The 19,140-nt window shown below is 69.6% G+C and carries 16 protein-coding genes; 14 read left to right on the top strand and 2 right to left on the bottom strand.

Annotated elements, in window-relative coordinates; all coding sequences use genetic code 11:
- Window positions 1–23 precede the first annotated feature (23 nt).
- Window positions 24–425, top strand: coding sequence for a hypothetical protein (locus JUB13_RS10870; RefSeq protein WP_207478827.1), 402 nt, complete (start codon window positions 24–26; stop codon window positions 423–425).
- A 34-nt stretch (window positions 426–459) separates the two neighbouring features.
- Here the strand turns inward: JUB13_RS10870 and JUB13_RS10865 are convergent, their stop codons facing one another.
- A complete protein-coding gene (locus tag JUB13_RS10865) occupies window positions 460–2,676 on the bottom strand; it encodes an O-linked N-acetylglucosamine transferase, SPINDLY family protein (protein WP_207478826.1) in 2,217 nt (738 codons plus the stop codon).
- 192 nt (window positions 2,677–2,868) lie between these two features.
- Here JUB13_RS10865 and proS point away from each other — a divergent pair, with 192 nt between their 5' ends.
- The 4 genes from proS to JUB13_RS10845 are packed head-to-tail and all read left to right on the top strand — an operon-like array spanning window position 2,869 to window position 7,030.
- Window positions 2,869–4,182 carry a proline--tRNA ligase gene (proS, locus tag JUB13_RS10860; protein WP_207478825.1) on the top strand — a complete coding sequence of 438 codons (1,314 nt, stop codon included), beginning with the start codon at window positions 2,869–2,871 and terminating at the stop codon, window positions 4,180–4,182.
- Window positions 4,183–4,231: 49 nt separating this feature from the next.
- Complete coding sequence (locus JUB13_RS10855; RefSeq protein ID WP_207478824.1) at window positions 4,232–5,476, top strand: lipoprotein-releasing ABC transporter permease subunit; 1,245 nt, start codon at window positions 4,232–4,234, stop codon at window positions 5,474–5,476.
- Entirely contained in the window at window positions 5,469–6,155 is a 687-nt protein-coding gene (locus JUB13_RS10850; RefSeq protein ID WP_207478823.1) for an ABC transporter ATP-binding protein, read from the top strand. The genes JUB13_RS10855 and JUB13_RS10850 overlap by 8 nt, the downstream gene beginning before the upstream one ends.
- A gap of 17 nt (window positions 6,156–6,172) precedes the next feature.
- The gene (locus tag JUB13_RS10845) at window positions 6,173–7,030 is read left to right on the top strand and encodes a dienelactone hydrolase family protein (protein WP_207478822.1); all 858 of its coding nucleotides are present in this window, start codon (window positions 6,173–6,175) and stop codon (window positions 7,028–7,030) included.
- A gap of 53 nt (window positions 7,031–7,083) precedes the next feature.
- Here the strand turns inward: JUB13_RS10845 and JUB13_RS10840 are convergent, their stop codons facing one another.
- The gene (locus tag JUB13_RS10840; protein ID WP_207478821.1) at window positions 7,084–8,277 is read right to left on the bottom strand and encodes a hypothetical protein; all 1,194 of its coding nucleotides are present in this window, start codon (window positions 8,275–8,277) and stop codon (window positions 7,084–7,086) included.
- A gap of 181 nt (window positions 8,278–8,458) precedes the next feature.
- On the opposite strand from JUB13_RS10840, the gene dnaE reads away from it, so the two are divergent.
- From dnaE to rseP, 9 genes are all read left to right on the top strand, one after another.
- Window positions 8,459–11,929 (top strand): DNA polymerase III subunit alpha, encoded by a 3,471-nt coding sequence (gene dnaE / locus JUB13_RS10835; protein WP_207478820.1) that lies wholly within the window; start codon window positions 8,459–8,461, stop codon window positions 11,927–11,929.
- A 179-nt stretch (window positions 11,930–12,108) separates the two neighbouring features.
- Window positions 12,109–12,903 carry a 30S ribosomal protein S2 gene (gene rpsB / locus JUB13_RS10830; protein WP_207478819.1) on the top strand — a complete coding sequence of 265 codons (795 nt, stop codon included), beginning with the start codon at window positions 12,109–12,111 and terminating at the stop codon, window positions 12,901–12,903.
- Between the two features lie 80 nt (window positions 12,904–12,983).
- The gene (gene tsf / locus JUB13_RS10825) at window positions 12,984–13,910 is read left to right on the top strand and encodes a translation elongation factor Ts (RefSeq protein WP_207478818.1); all 927 of its coding nucleotides are present in this window, start codon (window positions 12,984–12,986) and stop codon (window positions 13,908–13,910) included.
- Between the two features lie 69 nt (window positions 13,911–13,979).
- Window positions 13,980–14,705: a UMP kinase gene (gene pyrH, locus JUB13_RS10820; protein WP_207478817.1), complete on the top strand. Its 726-nt coding sequence runs from the start codon at window positions 13,980–13,982 to the stop codon at window positions 14,703–14,705.
- 35 nt (window positions 14,706–14,740) lie between these two features.
- Window positions 14,741–15,262: a ribosome recycling factor gene (frr, locus tag JUB13_RS10815; RefSeq protein WP_328702924.1), complete on the top strand. Its 522-nt coding sequence runs from the start codon at window positions 14,741–14,743 to the stop codon at window positions 15,260–15,262.
- A gap of 57 nt (window positions 15,263–15,319) precedes the next feature.
- Window positions 15,320–15,997 (top strand): isoprenyl transferase, encoded by a 678-nt coding sequence (locus tag JUB13_RS10810; RefSeq protein ID WP_236024877.1) that lies wholly within the window; start codon window positions 15,320–15,322, stop codon window positions 15,995–15,997.
- Window positions 15,939–16,796: a phosphatidate cytidylyltransferase gene (locus JUB13_RS10805; RefSeq protein ID WP_207478814.1), complete on the top strand. Its 858-nt coding sequence runs from the start codon at window positions 15,939–15,941 to the stop codon at window positions 16,794–16,796. Before JUB13_RS10810 ends, JUB13_RS10805 begins: the two co-directional genes overlap by 59 nt.
- Window positions 16,793–17,956 carry a 1-deoxy-D-xylulose-5-phosphate reductoisomerase gene (locus tag JUB13_RS10800; protein ID WP_207479033.1) on the top strand — a complete coding sequence of 388 codons (1,164 nt, stop codon included), beginning with the start codon at window positions 16,793–16,795 and terminating at the stop codon, window positions 17,954–17,956. The genes JUB13_RS10805 and JUB13_RS10800 overlap by 4 nt, the downstream gene beginning before the upstream one ends.
- Window positions 17,957–17,986: 30 nt before the next feature.
- On the top strand, window positions 17,987–19,123 hold the full coding sequence (gene rseP, locus JUB13_RS10795) for an RIP metalloprotease RseP (RefSeq protein WP_207478813.1): 1,137 nt from the start codon (window positions 17,987–17,989) through the stop codon (window positions 19,121–19,123).
- Window positions 19,124–19,140 lie beyond the last annotated feature (17 nt).

Genomic DNA, 19,140 nt, shown 5'->3' with positions numbered 1-19,140 from the left:
ACTGTCGCCTTCTCGAGCGCCACGTGCCGGCTCCGGACGTGACCTATCAGCCCGGCGTCGACGTGCACGGCCGGCTCGTGGCTCCGGCCGATATCGGCGGCGGGTCCGGATTCCAGCTTCCTCACGTGCTGGAGTTCCAGCTCGCGGTGAATCCGCTAGAGTACCAGAGCCGCCAGGAGCTCGCCCTGCTTGATCGGCAGATCGCCTCGCTGCGCCCCGGCGACCCGCGCGTTCCCGCGCTTCAGAGAAAGCGCGAGGCGGCCGCCCGGGCCGCCGAGAGCGCCGCGCCGGGCTTCGGCAACACCGCCCTCGACCTTGGCGTGGTGCGGGTGGACACCCGCTCCGGCGAGGTCACCATCGACGGGCGTCCGCTCGGCGCGGCCGAGCGGGAGGCGGCGCTCGCCGCCTGCCGCGGCATCCGCTGAGCCCGGAATCGCCGGCGCGGATGCCGGCCCCGCATCATGGCGCGGGAGGAACGGCGCCGCCCGTCGTCAGGGCGCGCAGCAGCGCCGCGCCGAGCGCCGGCTCGGACGCAAGGCCCGGCGCCGCCGCGCGGATTGCGTCGCCGAGCCGGGCACGGGCGGAACGATCGAGGCCGAGCTGCACGGCCGTCTCCACATAGGCGTCGCGGTCCTCGGCCACGCCATCAGCGATCCCGATCCGGCTCAGGATCGCGACCGCATGGCGCTGGCGCATCAGCGCGCCCGGAACCCTCACGACCGGCAGGCCCTTCTCGACCGCCTGGAGCACGGTGTTCCAACCCGACCAGCCGGGATTGTCGAGGAACACATCCGCCAGCCCGGTCACCGCGTGGAAGCGCGCGTGGTCCATCCGCGGCAGCAGCAGGCACCGTTCGCGATGGTCCAGGCCCCTGCGGGCGAAGGCCGCCGCGAGCCGTGTCTCGAAGACGGCCGTGACCGCCGGCCGCGGATCCCGTACGAACAGGAACAGGGCGCGCGGCACGCGGGCCGCGATGCGCGCGAAGAGGTCGTCGTCGCCGGGCAGGTACTTGAACAGCGACTGGCAGCACCAGAAGAGGACGGCATCGTCGGGCACGCCGAAATCCGCGCGCGTGAGCGGAATGTCCGGCGGCGTGAGGGGAACATGGGCATGCCCGAGCCCCGGCAGCGTGACGAGGCGTTCGCGATAATGCGACTGCGCCCCCGGCGGCTCCATCAGCTCCGAGCTGAGATAGAGATCGATGGTCGGCAGCCCGGTCGTCTCGGGGTGCCCGGGGGTCATGGCCTGCAGCGGGGCCAGGCGCAGCGTGCCCAGCCGGGCTGCCATGGGATCCATGCCGATGTCCGTATGGACCAGCGCGTCCAGCCGGTCGCCGAGGATCGTCTCCGCCCAGGCCTCGACCCCGGCGGGGCCTGCGACGAAGCGCACGGCGCGGTCTCGGAAGCCCCGCGTGTCCTCGTCTTCGCCGGCGCCGGTCTGGTAGAGGTGCAGGTCCACCTCCGGCCCAAGGGCGTCGAGCCAGCCACGCAGCGTCGTGTTGACAGGCGAGTAGCGCCCCATCCGCCAGGAGACGAGGCCGAGTCGGATCCGGCCGTCGGGCGCCCGGGGCGCAAGGGGTGCCGTGAATTCCGGATGGCGCGCGGCCATCAGCCCGGCCACCAAGTCGCCATAGAGGCTCTGGAGGGCGCGGTCGTCCTGCCCCTGATAGGCCAGGTAGAAGGGCTGGCCCTGGCCGACCGCGGCCGCGGCCCGCGCGCGCTCGGCCCTCGGCGCCGCGGCATAGTGCTCGGATAGCTGCGAGAGCTCGGCCGCATAGGATTCCCGGCTCCGCGTGATCTCCGCCTGGTCGAGATAGATCGGGCGCAGGTTCGACAGGCAGGCGCCGAGCGCCGCGGTGGCGGAGCCGGGATCGGCCCGGAGGGCGCGCCGGAAGCCGCGCCGGGCGCGAGGATCGCCCGCCTCGGACGCCATCAGGGCGTCAGCCACCAGGGCCCCGGCGGAGCCGGGGTCCGCCGCGACCGCCCTGCGATAGCTCTCCGCGGCCTCCGCGGACCGGCCGGTTGCGCGGCGGAGGTTGCCCAGCGCGACCCAGGGCTCGGCCCGGCCGGGGGCGAGTCCGGTCGCGGCTCCGATCAGCCCCTCGGCGGCCTCGCTCTCGTTGCTCTCGGCCAGCAGGGTCCCGACGGCGACCAGGACGTCGGCGTCCCCGGGCGCGATGGCGAGCGCGCTGCGGTAGTGCTGGGCCGCGCCAGCGGGATCGCCGAGGCTGCGCAACAGGTTGCCCCGGTTCAGGTGGAGGTCGGCCCGTCCCGGCCACCGGGCAAGGGCCTGCCCCAGCACTTCGGCCGCGCCGCGCGGCTCGCCGAGGCTGCCGAGGGCCGATGCCTTCAGCAGCACCGCCTCCGGCCGCTCGGTGACGTCCAGCCCGTCGAAGGCGGCGAGGGCCTGCGCCGCAGCGCCGCGGCGGAGATGGAGCACCGCCAGGTTGATGGAGACCGGAAGCCGGTCCCGCTCGAGCCGCAACGCGCGGCCGAGATGCCGGATCGCAGCCGCAGCGTCGCCCTGCGCCGCGCAGGCGGCGGCGAGGTTGTTCCAGCTGGCGCCGCGCGCGGGGGCGTCGGTCAGCGCCGCCTGCAGCAGGCGCGCCGCCTCGTCCGGCCGCCCGGAACTGAGAGCGGCGGCCGCCAGGGCATCGAGTTCGCCGGGATCGGGCATGACTTCGGGCAATGCGTCGCGTGCCGAGGGGCAAAGAGCCCGAGGCTAGCGCCGCGCGTCGCAACCGGAAACCCGGAAGTGCCGGCGGTAGGTCGGCGGTGGGGTCTTCGGCCGCGGCCGCGTCGGACGGGCTTCCGTCCGCTCCCGTCTCGCACTAAAGTCCGCGCGTCTTACGTAGCGAGAGATCCCGGCATGCGGCTGTCCGCCTATTTCCTTCCCACGCTCAAGGAGAATCCGGCCGAGGCGCAGATCGTCTCCCACCGGCTGATGCTGCGCGCCGGGATGATCCGCCAGACCGCCGCCGGCATTTACGCCTGGCTGCCGCTTGGCTTCCGGGTGCTGAAGCGCGTCGAGCAGATCGTGCGCGAGGAGCAGGATGCGGCCGGCGCCCAGGAGCTTCTGATGCCGACGATCCAGTCGGCCGATCTCTGGCGCCAGTCCGGCCGCTACGACGATTACGGCAAGGAGATGCTGCGCATCACCGACCGTCATGACCGCGAGATGCTCTTCGGACCCACGAACGAGGAGATGATCACCGACATCTTCAAGTCCTATGTGAAGAGCTATCGGGATCTGCCGAAGAACCTCTACCACATCCAGTGGAAGTTCCGCGACGAGGTGCGCCCGCGCTTCGGCGTGATGCGTGGGCGCGAATTTCTGATGAAGGACAACTACTCCTTCGACATCGACGCCGACGGCGCCAAGCGCTCGTACCAGCGCATGTTCCTGGCCTACCTGCGAACCTTCGCGCGCATGGGCCTCAAGGCCATCCCCATGCGGGCTGACACCGGGCCCATCGGCGGCGATCTCAGCCACGAGTTCATCATTCTGGCAGACACCGGGGAGAGCGGGGTCTTCTGCGACCGCCGCTGGCTCGACCTGGACGTGCTGGCCGCGGCGCCCGGCTACGACGAGGACCTGGCGCCCTTCTTCGAGCGCTATACCTCGATCTACGCCGCGACCGACGAGAAGCACGACCCCGCCACGAGCCCGCTGGCGGCATCGGAGCTGGTAAGCGCCCGCGGCATCGAGGTCGGCCACATCTTCTATTTCGGGACCAAGTACTCCGGGCCCATGGGGGCGGTGGTCGCCGGCCCCAACGGCGAGCCCGTCACGGTGGAGATGGGAAGCTACGGCATCGGCGTCTCGCGCCTGGTGGCGGCGATCATCGAGGCCAGCCACGACGAGGCCGGCATCGTCTGGCCAGACTCCGTGGCGCCGTTCCGCGTCGGCCTCGTGAACCTGAAGAGCGGCGACGCGGAATGCGACGCGGTCTGCGAGGAGCTCTACGGAGCGCTGACCCGCGCCGGCGTCGACGTGCTCTACGATGACCGCGACGAGCGCGCCGGCGTGAAGTTCGCTGATATGGACCTCATCGGCCTCCCCTGGCAGCTCGCCGTGGGGCCGCGCGGGCTCAAGAACGGCGTCGTCGAGCTGAAGCGCAGGGCCACCGGCGAGCGGCAGGAGCTGTCCAAGGACGCGGCGCTGGCGCGGCTCACGGGTTGACCCGCGCCACGGAACCGACTCGCCTGAGCCTTACCCGATCGGACGTCGCATGATCTTTAACGCCTTCGAGCGCATGGTGGCGATGCGCTATCTCCGCGCACGCCGACAGGAGGGCTTCATCTCGGTGATCGCAGGGTTCTCGCTGCTCGGCATCGCGCTGGGCGTCGCGACCCTGATCATCGTGATGGCCGTCATGAACGGATTCCGTTCGGAGCTGCTCGGCCGCGTTCTGGGCCTGAACGGCCATCTCAGCGTCTTCGGCGTCCAGGGGCCGCTGACGGATTATGGTCCGCTGATCGACAGGATCCGGACGGTCCCCGGCGTGGTCAGCGTCACGCCCTCCGCCGAGGCCCAGGCCCTGGTTACCGTGCGCGGCAGCGCCAGCGGCGCCATCGTGCGCGGCACGCGCCCCGAGGATTTCCGCCAGCGCCCGACCGTGTCGGACCACATCGTTGCCGGCAGCCTCGGTGATTTCGAGGGCGAGAAGATCGCGATCGGCATTCGGATGGCCCAGCGCCTGGGTCTGAGGGTCGGCGACCAGCTCACCCTCGTCAGCCCCCAGGGCCAGACGACGGCGTTCGGCACGGTACCGCGGGTGCGCGCCTACGAGGTCGCGGCGATCTTCGACGTCGGCATGTTCGAGTACGACAACAACTTCATCTTCATGCCGCTGCAGGCCGCACAGACCTTCTTCCGTCTCGGCGAGAGCGTCACCAATCTCGAGGTGATGGTCGAGCTGCCGCGCGAGATCGCGAGCTACCGGGCGCTGCTCCAGCAGGCGGTGGAGGGGCGGGCCCGGATCGTCGACTGGCAGCAGTCCAACGCCAGCTTCTTCAACGCGCTCCAGGTCGAGCGCAACGTGATGTTCCTGATCCTGACGCTGATCATCCTGGTGGCCGCGTTCAACATCATCTCCTCGATGATCATGCTGGTGAAGGACAAGGGGCGGGATATCGCGATCCTGCGCACCATGGGCGCCACGCGCGGGATGGTGCTGCGCATCTTCTTCCTCGCGGGCGCCTCGATCGGCGTCGTCGGAACCACGGCCGGGCTGCTTCTGGGCGTCGCCTTTGCCGAGAACATCGAGACGATTCGCCAGTTCCTCCAGTCGCTGACGGGCACCGAGCTGTTCTCGGCCGAGATCTACTTCCTCAGCCAGCTTCCGGCCGAGATCGACTACGGCGAGGTGGCTCGCGTGGTCGTGATGGCGTTGGCGCTGAGCTTCGGTGCGACCATCTATCCCGCTTGGCGGGCGGCGCGGCTCGATCCCGTCGAGGCCCTGCGCTATGAGTGAGGCGATGCTGGACGTGCGCGGCCTCGTCCGCGTCTACACGCAGGCGGCCACGCGGCTCGAGGTCCTGCGCGGCGTCTCCTTCGCGGTCCGCGAGGGCGAGATGGTGGCGCTGGTCGGACCCTCCGGGGCGGGCAAGTCGACGATCCTGCACACGGTCGGGCTACTTGAGAAGGCTCAGGACGGCGTGATTCGCATCGGCGGCGAGGATGTGGGGCGGCTCTCGGATTCCGAGCGCACGGCTCTCCGCCGCCGGTCGATCGGCTTCGTGTACCAGTTCCACCACCTGCTGCCCGAGTTCAGCGCGCTGGAGAACATCGTGCTGCCGCAGATGATCGGCGGCGTGCCGCGACACGAGGCGGCGCTGCGCGCGCAGGAACTGCTGGACCTGGTGGGGCTCGCCCAGCGCGCTGCGCATCGGCCGGCACGGCTCTCGGGCGGAGAGCAGCAGCGCGTCGCCATTGCGCGGGCGCTGGCCAACCGCCCCAAGCTGTTGATCGCCGACGAGCCCACGGGCAATCTCGACCCGCACACCGCCGAGGGCGTCTTCGACATGCTCAGGGGTCTTGTCGCCCGGGGCGGGTTCGGGGCTCTGGTGGCGACGCACAACCTGGAGCTCGCCCGGCGCATGGACCGGGTGCTCGAACTCAGGGACGGGGTGGTGGTCGCCTCGGCTCCCTGAACTGGGCGGAGGCGTGAATGGACCAGCGCATCATCGACCTCTACGACGAGTACACCCACAGGCCGCTGGACCGACGGGTGTTCCTCGACCGGCTGGCGGCGCTGGTCGGCGGCACGGCTGCGGCCTATGCGCTGCTGCCCCTGCTGGAGAACAATTACGCCCTCGCCCAGCAGGTCGCGCCGGATGACCGCCGGCTGGTGGCGGAGCGGGTGACCTTCGCAGGGCCGGGCGGCCCGGTCGGCGCTCATCTCGCCCGACCCGCGGGCGAGGGCCGCTGGCCCGCCGTGATCGTGGTCCACGAGAATCGCGGCCTGAACGCGCATATCGAGGACGTGGCGCGCCGGGCGGCGCTGGCCGGCTTCCTGGCACTCGCGCCCGACCTGCTCTCGCCCCTGGGCGGCACGCCGGCCGACGAGGACCGCGCGCGAGAGATGATCGGCGGGCTGAACGCCGAGGACGCGGTCTCGAACCTGCGTGCCGCCGTCGCCTGGCTGGAGCGGCATTCCCAGTCGACCGGCAAGGTCGGGGCGGTCGGCTTCTGCTGGGGTGGCGGCATGGTCAACGCCCTGGCCGTCGCGGAGCCCGAGCTCGATGCCGGCGTCGCCTTCTACGGGCGCGCGCCCGATCCCGCCAAGGTCGGCCAGATCCGTGCCCGCATGATGATGCACTACGCCGGCAACGACGCCCGGATCAACGAGGGAATCCCCGCCTACGAGGCGGCGTTGCGCGATGCCGGCAAGACCTTCGAGATTCACCGCTACGAGGGCACACAGCACGCCTTCCACAACGATACCGCAGGCGCCCGCTACGATGCCGCGGCGGCGAAGCTCGCCTGGGACCGGACGGTGGCGTTCCTGCGCGCCGGTCTCGCCTGAGGGCCCCGGGGCGCGGGGCTTCACAACGCCATGCGCCCGTCGGGCCGACCTTCTCAGACCCGTCCCATGGTGCGCGGCAGGGCATCGGCCACGTCGTGCAGGCCGAGACGGCGGAGCATGCGTTGGCGCAGCTTCATCTCCCGATCGGCATGGGCGGATTCGGCCCGGCGCCCGCCGAGAAACTGCCCGTCTGCATCCTTCAGCGCCCTGCCGAGCTGATCCAGGAGTTGGCGTTCGGCCTCGCCGTCGCGCGGGTCCAGCGGCTTCGCCCCCTCGATCTCGGTCAGCAGCCGCTCCAGGAGGACCGATGCGCAGGCAGGTGCGCGGCCGGACTGCACCAGCAGGGTCACCGCCGCCAGCCGCGGTCCGTACTGGCCCTCCGGGTCCGGCGGGCGGCCGTTCAGCATCTCGGCGAGCCGCACCAGCTGGTCGCCGAGATTGGGCGAGGGCGCGAACAGGTCGCGCAGCACCGACGGGAAGTCGAGCAGATCAGCCAGCAGCCCCTCGACCAGCGTCATGAAGTCCTCGTCCAGGCCCTGGGCCAGCAGGACCAGCGTGCGATCCAACTTCTGGGACAGGACCGTGCATTCCGCGAGGTGTTCGGTGAGGACCGAGAGCAATGCCGGGCCGCGCAGGCCTTCGGATACGGCGCTCCTGACACTTGCCACGTAGTCGGCGGTCCGGGACGGCTCGAAGCGCGGCAGCCGCGTGCGCTGCCTCGCGACCTCGCGGTTTTCGGCATCGATCGTCTTCAGGAACTCGTAGATCCGGGCGACGCGGCTCTGCACCGGAACCTTCAGGCTGCGCGACTGCAACTGGGCCATGCGTTCCACGGCCTCGGTCAGCATGCCGCTCTTGCGCAGCGTGTCGCCATGAGGGCTGCCGTGCAGGAGCTCGGTCGGCGTGACCGCCTTCTCCTCGAGGAAGGTCCGCAGCGTCCTGCCGATCGCAAGCCGCGCATCGAGGCCGCGCAGTTCCGCGGCCGAGGCGCAGGCGGGGGCCTGGTTCAGCAGCCCGATCCGCGCCTTCGGCTTTGCCGAGGCCTTCTCCTCGTGGAGGATCACGGTCTCGAAGACCGGGCCATCGGCGGTCACCCTGTGCCGGAGCACCTTGACCCCGTCATGGCGCGGATTCTCGAGGCTCCATCGGGCATAGGCCACGGCCTCGTCACGATCGTCGAACTTCCGGTCCGAGGCCCAGATCCGCGCCCTTGAAACCGCTACCTCGTACAGGATCCTGACCGTCACGAAGGCCCTCGCCACTGGATGGCGCGAATTCTAGGCGATTTATCTGGGTTGGGGCAGGGGCTTCGGAATCGGGCATGCGATTCGCCCGCTTTCTGTCGCAGCGGTGTCAAGCCGAACTTGGTCATGACGGCGGCGGCGGTGCCCCGCTATCCTCGGACGCGCACCCAACCGCCGAGCGCCGATGCCCCACGCCGACTTCGTCCACCTCCGCGTCCATTCCGCCTATTCGCTTTCCGAGGGGGCGATCAAGACCAAGGAGCTCGTGAAGCTCTGCCAGAAGCAGGCGATGCCGGCGGTCGCGGTGACCGACACCGGCAACCTGTTCGGCGCGATGGAGTTCGCGCTGGCGGCGTCCGATGCCGGCGTGCAGCCGATCCTCGGCTGCATCCTCGGGGTCAAGCGGTCCGGGCCTGCGCCGGGTGGGCGGGCACCCGTCAAGGTGGCCCAGCCGGACCAGCTCGTGCTGCTGGTCCAGGATCCGCGGGGCTACGATAACGCGATGAAGCTGGTCTCCAAGGCCTTCATGGAGACCGAGACCGGCACGGCGCCGCAGGTGGCGCTGGAGGAGATGGCGGGGCTGACCGACGGGCTGATCGCGCTGACCGGCGGACCTGGCGGGACGGTGGGGCGGCTTTTGTTCGAAGGCCAGCGCGCGGCGGCCGAGGAGGCCTTGACTACGCTGCAGGAGCTGTTTCCCGGGCGCCTCTATATCGAGCTGATGCGCCACGGCTGGGCCGTCGAGGACAGGATCGAGCCAGAACTCGTCGATCTCGCCTATGCCCGCGACCTGCCCCTGGTCGCCACCAACGACTGCTACTTCGCGACCGAGGCGATGTACGAGGCGCATGATGCGCTGCTGTGCATCGCCGAGGGGTCCTACGTGAACGAGGCGAACCGCAGGCGCCTGACGCCCGAGCACCGGTTCAAGAGCGCGGCCGAGATGCGCGCCCTGTTCGAGGACCTGCCGGAGGCGGTCGACAACACCCTGGTGATCGCCAGGCGCTGCTCCTACCTGCTGAAGCCGATCAAGCCCATCCTGCCGCGCTTCACCGAGGACCGTCCCGAGGACGAGGAGCTGCGCATCCAGGCGCGCGAGGGCCTGCAGAACCGGCTCGAGAAGCACGTCTTCACCCCGGAGATGTCGGCCGAGGAGAGCGAGGTCGTCGCCAAGCCGTACCGCGACCGGCTCGAGTTCGAGCTGGACGTGATCGTGAACATGAAGTTCCCGGGCTATTTCCTGATCGTCTCGGACTTCATCAAATGGGCGAAGGCGCACGGGATCCCTGTTGGGCCGGGCCGCGGCTCGGGCGCGGGCTCGGTCGTCGCCTGGGCGCTCACCATCACCGACCTGGATCCCCTGCGCTTCGGGCTGCTGTTCGAGCGGTTCCTGAACCCCGAGCGCGTGTCCATGCCGGACTTCGACGTGGACTTCTGCCAGGACCGGCGCGACGAGGTGATCCGCTACGTCCAGGCCAAGTACGGCCATGACCGCGTCGCCCAGATCATCACCTTCGGAAAGCTGCAGGCGCGCGCCGTGCTGCGCGACGTCGGGCGCGTGCTTCAGATGCCCTACGGGCAGGTCGACAAGATCTGCAAGCTGGTCCCCAACAACCCGGCCAACCCGGTGACGCTGGAGCAGGCGCTCGAAGCCGAGCCCATGCTGAAGCAGGCGCGCGATTCCGACGAGACCGTCGCGCGGCTGATCGGCATCGCCCTGCGGCTGGAGGGCCTGTACCGCCACGCCTCGACCCACGCGGCGGGCGTGGTGATCGGCGACCGGCCCCTGGACCGCCTGGTACCGCTGTACCGCGATCCGCGGTCCGACATGCCGGTCACCCAGTTCAACATGAAGTATGTCGAGCAGGCCGGTCTGGTGAAGTTCGACTTCCTCGGCCTCAAGACGCTGACGGTGCTCACGACCGCCGTGAACCTGATCCGCGAGCGCGGCGTCGAGGTCGACCTCTCGGCGCTGCCTCTGGACGACGAGAAGACATACGCGCTGCTGTCGCGCGGCGAGACGACGGGGGTGTTCCAGCTCGAAAGCTCGGGCATGCGCGACGTCCTGCGCAAGCTCAAGCCGAACCGCTTCGACGACATCATCGCGCTGGTCTCGCTCTACCGTCCCGGCCCGATGGACAACATCCCGACCTACATCAAGGTCAAGAACGGGGAGCAGGAACCCGACTACATGCACCCGCTGCTGGAGCCGATCCTGAAGGAGACCTTCGGGATCATGATCTACCAGGAGCAGGTGATGCAGACCGCCCAGATCCTGGCGGGCTATTCGCTCGGCGGCGCCGACCTGCTGCGCCGCGCCATGGGCAAGAAGATCAAGGAGGAGATGGAGAAGCAGCGCGCAGCGTTCATCGCGGGCGCGGTGAAGAACGGCGTCGCCGCTGACCAGGCGGGATACATCTTCGACCAGGTCGACAAGTTCGCGGGCTACGGCTTCAACAAGTCCCACGCCGCGGCCTATGCGCTGGTCGCCTACCAGACGGCCTGGCTGAAGGCCAACTACCCCGTCGAGTTCCTGGCCGCGTCCATGACGCTGGACCTCGGCAACACCGACAAGCTGAACGTCTTCCGGCAGGAGCTGGTCCGGCTCCGCATCAAGCTGATGACGCCGGACATCAACCGCTCCAACGCGACCTTCCGCGTCGAGACCATGCCCGACGGCGAACGGGCGATCCGCTACGCGCTGGCGGCCGTGAAGGGGGTCGGCATGCCGGCCATGCAGGCGATCGTGGCCGAGCGGGAGACGGCCGGGGTCTATCGCGACCTCTTCGACCTGGCGAGGCGCCTCGACACGAAGACCATCAACAAGCGCCAGCTCGAGAACCTCGCCTGCGCGGGGGCCTTCGACGGGCTGAACTCCAACCGGCATCAGGTCCATGCCGGGATCGAAATGCTGATCCGCTATGCCCAGAGCGCCGCCGAGGAGCGGGAGAGCGGCCAAAACAGCTTGTTCGGGGGCGGAGGCGTGACGCTCAAGGCGCCCGACCTGCCCCGCGTCCAGGACTGGGAGCCGCTGGACCGGCTCGGCCACGAGTTCGGCGCCATCGGCTTCTATCTCTCGGCCCATCCGCTCGACGGCTTTGCCAAGCCCCTTCAGCGCCTGAAGGTCGTCCAGTCCGCCGATCTCGCGCGGCGGGCGACCGGCGGCGGGTCGACCCGCTGCCAGATGGCGGGTGTCGTGATCTCCAAACAGGAGCGCCTTGCTAAGAGCGGCAACCGCTTCGCCTTCGTCCAGCTCTCGGACAGCACGGGCGTCTACGAGGTCACGCTGTTCTCCGAGACGCTGGCGGTGAGCCGCGAGCTGCTGGAGCCCGGCAAGGCGGTCGTCCTGACCGTGGACATCCAGCTCCAGAACGAGGATGTCCGCCTCACCTGCCACGAGGTGAAGCCTCTGGAGGACGAGGTGGCGCGGGCGGCCGAGGGGCTGCAGATCGTGCTCCAGAGGCCCGATGCCGTCGCCCCGCTGCGCGGCCTGCTCGACAAGATCGGGCGCGGCCGCGGCAAGGTCAGCATCCTGGTGGAGCTCGACCCGCTCAAGGAGGCCGAGATCGCGCTCCAGGGGGGCTACGCGATCTCGGCGCGAAGCCGCGCCGCGATCAAGGCGCTGCCGGGCGTCTCGGACGTGCTGGATCTCTGAGACGAAAGCGGGCGCGGCGCGTTCGCGCCGTTGCCAAACCGGGCGCGGGCCGCTATCTAACGGCCGTCGCAAACCACACGCGGGCTTGCGGTCCGGTGCCCATAGGGCGAAGGGCCGCTCCGGTGTCCCCATTCCGGGGACAGTCGCCCGCGGAGGCAAAACCGGAAAAGGTTCTATCAATGGCAATGCCCAGCTTCTCCATGCGCCAGCTCCTCGAGGCCGGCGTGCATTTCGGCCATCACACCCGCCGCTGGAACCCCAAGATGGCGCCGTACATCTTCGGCGTCCGCAACGGCGTGCACGTGATCGACCTCGAGCAGACCGTTCCGATGCTGCATCGGGCCATGGTCGCGGTGCGCGACGTTGTTGCCGGTGGCGGCCGCGTCCTCTTCGTCGGCACCAAGCGCGCAGCCCAGGAGCGCGTCGCCGAAAGCGCCAAGCGCTGCGGCCAGTACTACGTGAACCACCGCTGGCTCGGCGGCATGCTGACCAACTGGAAGACCATCTCCCAGTCCATCAAGCGCCTGCGCGAGATGGAGGAGCGGGTGGAGGCCGGTGTCGGCGGCCTGACCAAGCGCGAGATCCTGCAGCTCGACCGCGAGCGGGAGAAGCTCGAGCGGGCGCTCGGCGGCATCAAGGAGATGGGCGGCCTTCCCGACCTGCTGTTCGTGATCGACACCAACAAGGAGGCGATCGCGATCCAGGAGGCCAACAAGCTCGGCATCCCGGTCGTCGCCGTGATCGACAGCAACAGCGATCCCGACGGCGTGACCTTCCCGATCCCCGGCAACGACGACGCCCTGCGCGCCATTGACACCTATTGCGAGCTGATCGCGGGTGCCGTGCTTGACGGCCTGCAGGCTGAAATGTCGGCCGCCGGCATCGACGTCGGCGAGTCCGTCGAGGCCCCGGCCGAGGGGCTTCCTGAGGAAGGCGCCGAAGAGACCGCCGAAGGCGAGCCTGCGCGCGCCTGATCCGCCGCGCCGAGGGCAGCCGGGCGGGTCGACCGTCCGGTTGCCCTTTTTCTTGAATACCGAATTCAACGAGGTCCCCAATGGCCGAAATTACTGCCTCGCTCGTGAAGGAGCTCCGCGAGAAGACCGGCGCTGGCATGATGGATTGCAAGAAGGCGCTGGCGGAGACCAACGGCAACCTTGAGGACGCGGTCGACTGGCTGCGCAAGAAGGGTCTCGCCGCCGCCGCGAAGAAGGCCGGCCGCGTCGCGTCCGAGGGCCTGGTTGCCGTCGCCACCGCGGGTACCGCAGGCGCGGTCGTCGAGGTCAACTCCGAGACCGACTTCGTCGCGCGCAACGACAAGTTCCAGGGCTTCGCCGCCAAGGTCGCCGAGATGGCCCTCCAGGGCTCGGACGACGTCGAGGCGCTGAAGCAGGTCGCCTATCCCGGCGCCGGCCGCAACGTCGGCGAGGAGCTGACCTCGCTGATCGCCACTATCGGCGAGAACATGAGCCTGCGCCGCTCGGCCCGGCTGTCGGTGGGCTCCGGCGTGGTCGCGGCCTACGTGCACTCGGCCATCGCGCCAAATCTCGGCAAGATCGGCGTGCTCGTCGCGCTCGAGTCGACCGGCGACAAGGCCAAGCTCGAGGCGCTGGGCAAGCAGATCGCGATGCATGTCGCGGCCGCCCGCCCGGAGGCGCTGACCATCGAGCAGGTCGACGCATCGGCCCTGGAGCGCGAGCGCAACGTCCTCGCGGACCAGGCGCGCGCCAGCGGCAAGCCCGAGGAGATCATCGCCAAGATGGTCGAGGGCCGCCTGCGCAAGTACTATGAGGAGGTCGTGCTGCTCGAGCAGACCTATGTCATCGACGGCGAGCGGAAGATCTCCAAGGTCGTCCAGGATGCCGCCAAGGACATGGGCGCGCCGGTGCAGCTGACGGGCTTCGTCCGCTTCGCGCTCGGCGAGGGCATCGAGAAGGAACAGGCCGACTTCGCGGCCGAGGTCGCTGCCGCCCGCGGCGCCTGACGGCGCGGGAACATCTGACCTATCGATAGCGTTAGTCTGTCTGCGTCGCCACCGGAAGGAGAGGGGTCGATGTCCGGAACCGCCCGTTACAAGCGTGTCCTTCTGAAGATCTCGGGGGAGGCGCTGATGGGGGGGCGGGACTACGGCCTCGACCCCGAAATCGTCAACCGGGTGGCGGACGAGGTCCGTTCCGTCACCCGGATGGGCGTTCAGGTCTGCCTCGTGATCGGCGGCGGCAACATCTTCCGCGGCGTCTCCGGCGCCGCGGCGGGGATGGAGCGCGCGACGGCCGACTACATGGGCATGCTCGCGACCGTCATCAACGCGCTGGCCATGCAGAGCGCGCTCGAGCGGATCGGAGTGGATACCCGGGTCCAGTCGGCCATCCCGATGTCCACAGTCTGCGAGCCTTATATCCGCCGGCGCGCCTCGCGCCACATGGAGAAGGGCAGGGTGGTGATCTTCGCCGCCGGCACCGGCAACCCCTTCTTCACGACGGACACCGCCGCCGCGCTGCGCGCCTCCGAGATGGGCTGCAATGCCCTGATCAAGGGAACCAAGGTCGACGGCGTCTACTCCGCGGATCCCAAGAAGCACCCCGATGCCGAGCGCTACGAGCGCCTGACCTATCTCGAGGTCCTTTCCCGCGACCTGCAGGTGATGGACGCCGCCGCCATTTCCCTGGCGCGCGAGAACAAAATCCCGATACTCGTAACCTCGATCCACGATGCCGGCTCCTTCGCCGAGGTGATGGCCGGCCGCGGCAGGTTCACGATCATCACCGACGAGGAATGACAGTGTCCGACGACATCGCCGAAATTGGCCGTCGCATGGACGGCGCCCTCGAAGCCCTTCGTAAGGAGTATTCGGGGCTTCGAACCGGCCGCGCCTCGGCGTCGCTGCTGGAGCCGGTGACCGTCGACGCCTATGGCTCCCACATGCCGCTGAACCAGGTCGCGACGATCAGCGTGCCGGAGCCGCGCTTGATCACGGTCCAGGTCTGGGACCGCGGCATGGTGAAGGCTGTCGACAAGGCGATTCGCGATAGCGGCCTGGGCCTCAACCCGCAGACCGAGGGCCAGACCGTCCGCGTGCCGATTCCCGACCTGAACCAGGAGCGCCGCCAGGAGCTCAGCAAGGTCGCGGCCCGCTACGCCGAGCAGGCCCGCGTCGCCGTCCGCAACGTGCGCCGCGATGGCATGGACATGCTCAAGCGCCAGGAGAAGGCCGGGGATATCAGCCAGGACGAGCACAAGACCCTGGCCGACAAGGTCCAGGCCATGACCGACGCCCATATCAAGAAGATCGACGAGGCGTTGGCGGCCAAGGAAAAAGAGATCATGCAGGTCTGATCCAGAATGTCGGGATCGGAGGGGCTTCCGCCGTCGCCACGCCACGTGGCGGTCATCATGGATGGCAACGGACGCTGGGCGAAGGCCCGCGGCCTGCCGCGCACGGCCGGGCATCGCAAGGGCATCGAGTCCGTGCGGACCGTCATCGAGGCGGCGCGTGAGCTGGGCGTGGAGTACCTGACGCTCTACGGCTTCTCGTCGGAGAACTGGCGCCGGCCGGAAGGCGAGGTGCTGGACCTGATGCATCTGCTGCGCTTCTACCTGCGCAGTGAGATCGCCGAGCTGCACCGCAACGGGATCCGTCTGCGGGTGATCGGGGACCGTAACCGGCTCGCCCCGGACATCGTGTCGATGATCGCCAATGCCGAGGAGCTGACCCGCGGCAACAAGGTCCTGAACCTGACGATCGCGCTCAGCTATGGCGGGCGGGCCGAGATCGCCCGGGCCGCGGCACAGCTCGCCCGGGAGGTGCTGGCCGGAGCCGTGTCGGCGGACGGCATCGACGAGGAAACCTTCGCCGCGCGGCTCTATACCGCCGACATCCCCGATCCCGACCTGCTGGTGCGCACCAGCGGCGAGAAGCGCATCTCCAACTTCCTGCTCTGGCAGTGCGCCTATGCCGAGCTGGTGTTCACCGATACCCTCTGGCCCGATTTCGGGAAGCGCGACCTCGAAGATGCTATCCAGGAATTCCGGCGCCGCGACCGAAGGTTCGGCGCCGTCAACTCCCGCTAAGGCGGGGGATCTCCGCACCCGGGTCTTTTCGGCGCTCGTCCTCGGACCGATCGTGCTGGGCATCGTCTGGCTCGGCGGCTGGGCCTTCCACCTGATGATCCTGGCCTTCGCCCTGCTGACGGTGGCGGAGTGGGTCCGCCTCGTTGAGCCCGAGCGGCCGCATGCTCCGGGCTGCATGGCGGGCCTCGGCACGGTCGTGGTGCTCGGATCGCTCCTGGCCTGGGGTGGCGGCGGCGCCCTTCTGGCGGTGGTCGTCCTGACGCCGGTGCTGTACGTCGCTGCACGGCAGGCATGCCGTGCGCGCCACCCGAAGCTGATCGCGGTGGCGCTGCCCTACGTGGCGGGAGGCGCCGCCGGCCTCGCCTGGCTGCGCGAGGATGCGGCGGCGGGGCTCGGTGTCTTCCTTCTCGTGCTGCTCGCGGTCTGGGCCACTGACACCGGCGCCTATGCGGCCGGCCGCCTGATCGGCGGGCCGAAGCTTGCGCCGCGCGTGAGCCCGAAGAAGACCTGGGCCGGTCTTTTGGGCGGCATGCTGGCCTCGGGCATCTCCGCATGGGCCATCGCCCGCGGCTTCGGTGCCGCCTCGCCGGCGACCGCTGCGGCGCTGGGCGCCGGTATCGCCGTGGTCTCCCAGATGGGCGACCTTTTCGAATCCTGGGTCAAGCGGCGCTATGGCGTGAAGGACAGCGGCCATCTGATTCCCGGCCATGGGGGGCTTCTCGATCGCGTCGACGGGCTGCTGGTCGCGGCCCCGGTCTTCGCGCTGCTCCACGCCGCATCGAGGGGGCCGTGGTGGTGACGGCGCCCCGCAGCGTCACGATCCTGGGCTCGACCGGCTCGGTTGGGTGCAGCACGGTCGATCTCGTCGCCCGCGATCCCGACCGGTTCCCGGTGGAGGCGCTGGTGGCCGGCCGCAATCTGGACTTGCTGGTGGAGCAGTGCCGCGCGTTGCGTCCGCGCCTCGCGGTGATCGCCGATGCCACGCTCTACACAGCGTTGCGCGGCGCGCTCGCCGGAACCGGCACCGAGGCCGCCGCGGGGCCCGGCGCGGTGGTCGAGGCAGCGCAGCGTCCCGCGGACTGGGTGATGGCCGCCATCGTTGGCGCCGCCGGCCTGGAGCCGACCCTCGCTGCGGCCCGGCGTGGCGCCCTCGTCGCTCTCGCCAACAAGGAGTGTCTGGTCTCGGCGGGGCCGGTGATGATGGACGTCGTCCGGCGCTGCGGCGCGACGCTCCTGCCGGTGGACAGCGAGCACAACGCGATCTTCCAGGTCTTCGACTTCGAGCGGCGGGACTCGGTCGCGCGCCTCGTCCTCACGGCGTCGGGCGGGCCGTTCCGGACCTGGACGCGCGAGCGCATGGCCGCGGCCACGCCCGAGCAGGCGGTGGCGCACCCGACCTGGTCCATGGGCGCCAAGATCTCGGTGGACAGCGCGACGCTGATGAACAAGGGGCTGGAGGTCATCGAGGCAAGCTTCCTCTTCGACCTGCCCGAGGCGCAGATCGACGTGATCGTCCATCCGCAGTCGGTCGTGCACAGCCTCGTCGAGTACCGGGACGGATCGGTCCTGGCCCAGCTCGGCACGCCGGACATGCGGATCCCGATCTCCCATGCGCTCGGCTGGCCCGGACGCCTCGCGACTCCGGCGGCGCGGCTGGACCTCGCGAAGGCGGCGACGCTGACCTTCGAGGCGCCGGACGCCGAGCGCTTCCCGGCCCTGCGCCTGACCCGCCTTGCCTTGCAAACGGGCGGGGGCGCTCCCACTATTCTCAATGCCGCGAACGAGATCGCCGTGCAGGCTTTCCTCGACCGCCGGATCGGCTTCCTCGACATCGAGCGGGTGGTCGGCGGAACGCTGGATGCCATGCCGGCCGGCCCGCTGCGGGATCTGGACTGCGTCCGGACGACCGACACCGAGGCGAGGCGCGTCGCGGCTGCGCTGTGTCGTGACCTGCGCTGAGCCGATCGCGCCGCGCAGGGGGAGAGCACCATGGAATTCCTGAGCGGCATCGGCCACACCCTCCTTCAGTTCCTGATCGCGCTGACGGTCCTCGTCTTCGTGCACGAGCTCGGCCACTACCTCGTGGCGCGGCGCAACGGGGTCCGAATCGAGGTCTTCTCCATCGGCTTCGGCCCTGAGATCTTCGGGTTCTTCGACCGCCGCGGGACGCGCTGGAAGTTCAGCGCCATTCCCCTCGGCGGCTATGTGAAGATGTTCGGCGACTCCGGCGCGGCCAGCACGCCCGCGGAGGGCGTGCACAGCATGACGGCCGAGGAGCGCGCCGTCTCCTTCCACCACAAGCGGCTTGGCCAGCGGGCGGCGATCGTCGCCGCGGGTCCGATTGCGAACTTCCTGTTCGCGATCGTCGCCATCGCCCTGGTCTTCATGGTGCAGGGCCAGGCCTTCACACCGCCGGTGATCACCGAGGTTCGGGGTGGCAGCGCGGCCGAGCAGGCGGGGCTCCTTGCGGGCGATCGAATCGTCGCGATCGACGGTGCCGAGGTCGAGCGCTTCGAGGAGGTCCAGCAGACCGTCCGCATGAACCAGGGCACCCCCCTCGAGCTCACGGTCCTGCGCGACGGGCGCGAGGTCGCCGTGACGGTCCTCCCGCAGGTCGTGGAGCAGACCGATTCGCTGGGCTCGACGCACCGCATCGGCCTGCTCGGCGTCGCCGGCACGGCCACCGAGGTGCGGCGCCACAACCCTGTTGCGGCCGTCTGGTACGCGGGGCGGGAGACCGTGGGGATCACCGTCGGCACGCTCTCGGCGCTCGGCCAGATGATCACCGGGGCGCGCGGCACCGAGGAGCTCGGCGGCCCGATCCGCATTGCCCAGATGGCAGGGCAGGTGGCAGAGGCGGGGCTCGTACCCTTCATCTGGTTCCTGGCGATCCTCTCCATCAATCTGGGGCTGATCAACCTGTTCCCGATCCCGATACTGGACGGCGGGCACCTAATGTTCTATGCCGTTGAGGCCGCCCGGGGTAGGCCGCTCGGTGATAGAGCCCAGGACTACGGATTCCGCATCGGGTTGGTCATCGTGCTCATGCTGATGATCTTCGCGACGCGGAACGACCTGATGAGCAATCAACGCGTGGTGGACTTCTTCCGCGGCCTGATCTCGTAGCCGCCCGTCCGGGTGGC

The sequence above is a fragment of the Arenibaculum pallidiluteum genome, from assembly GCF_017355985.1.
GTDB classification, from domain to species: domain Bacteria; phylum Pseudomonadota; class Alphaproteobacteria; order Azospirillales; family Azospirillaceae; genus Arenibaculum; species Arenibaculum pallidiluteum.
This window is presented reverse-complemented; position numbering and strand designations above follow the sequence as displayed.

What these genes read in the sequence shown, in the direction of transcription:
- JUB13_RS10865 (WP_207478826.1), bottom strand. Translation starts at nt 2,676, where the DNA reads ATGCCCGATCCCGGCGAACTCGATGCCCTGGCGGCCGCCGCTCTCAGT.
- proS (WP_207478825.1), top strand. Translation starts at nt 2,869, where the DNA reads ATGCGGCTGTCCGCCTATTTCCTTCCCACGCTCAAGGAGAATCCGGCC.
- JUB13_RS10855 (WP_207478824.1), top strand. Translation starts at nt 4,232, where the DNA reads ATGATCTTTAACGCCTTCGAGCGCATGGTGGCGATGCGCTATCTCCGC.
- JUB13_RS10850 (WP_207478823.1), top strand. Translation starts at nt 5,469, where the DNA reads ATGAGTGAGGCGATGCTGGACGTGCGCGGCCTCGTCCGCGTCTACACG.
- JUB13_RS10845 (WP_207478822.1), top strand. Translation starts at nt 6,173, where the DNA reads ATGGACCAGCGCATCATCGACCTCTACGACGAGTACACCCACAGGCCG.
- dnaE (WP_207478820.1), top strand. Translation starts at nt 8,459, where the DNA reads ATGCCCCACGCCGACTTCGTCCACCTCCGCGTCCATTCCGCCTATTCG.
- rpsB (WP_207478819.1), top strand. Translation starts at nt 12,109, where the DNA reads ATGGCAATGCCCAGCTTCTCCATGCGCCAGCTCCTCGAGGCCGGCGTG.
- tsf (WP_207478818.1), top strand. Translation starts at nt 12,984, where the DNA reads ATGGCCGAAATTACTGCCTCGCTCGTGAAGGAGCTCCGCGAGAAGACC.
- pyrH (WP_207478817.1), top strand. Translation starts at nt 13,980, where the DNA reads ATGTCCGGAACCGCCCGTTACAAGCGTGTCCTTCTGAAGATCTCGGGG.
- frr (WP_328702924.1), top strand. Translation starts at nt 14,741, where the DNA reads ATGGACGGCGCCCTCGAAGCCCTTCGTAAGGAGTATTCGGGGCTTCGA.
- JUB13_RS10810 (WP_236024877.1), top strand. Translation starts at nt 15,320, where the DNA reads ATGGATGGCAACGGACGCTGGGCGAAGGCCCGCGGCCTGCCGCGCACG.
- JUB13_RS10805 (WP_207478814.1), top strand. Translation starts at nt 15,939, where the DNA reads ATGCTATCCAGGAATTCCGGCGCCGCGACCGAAGGTTCGGCGCCGTCA.
- rseP (WP_207478813.1), top strand. Translation starts at nt 17,987, where the DNA reads ATGGAATTCCTGAGCGGCATCGGCCACACCCTCCTTCAGTTCCTGATC.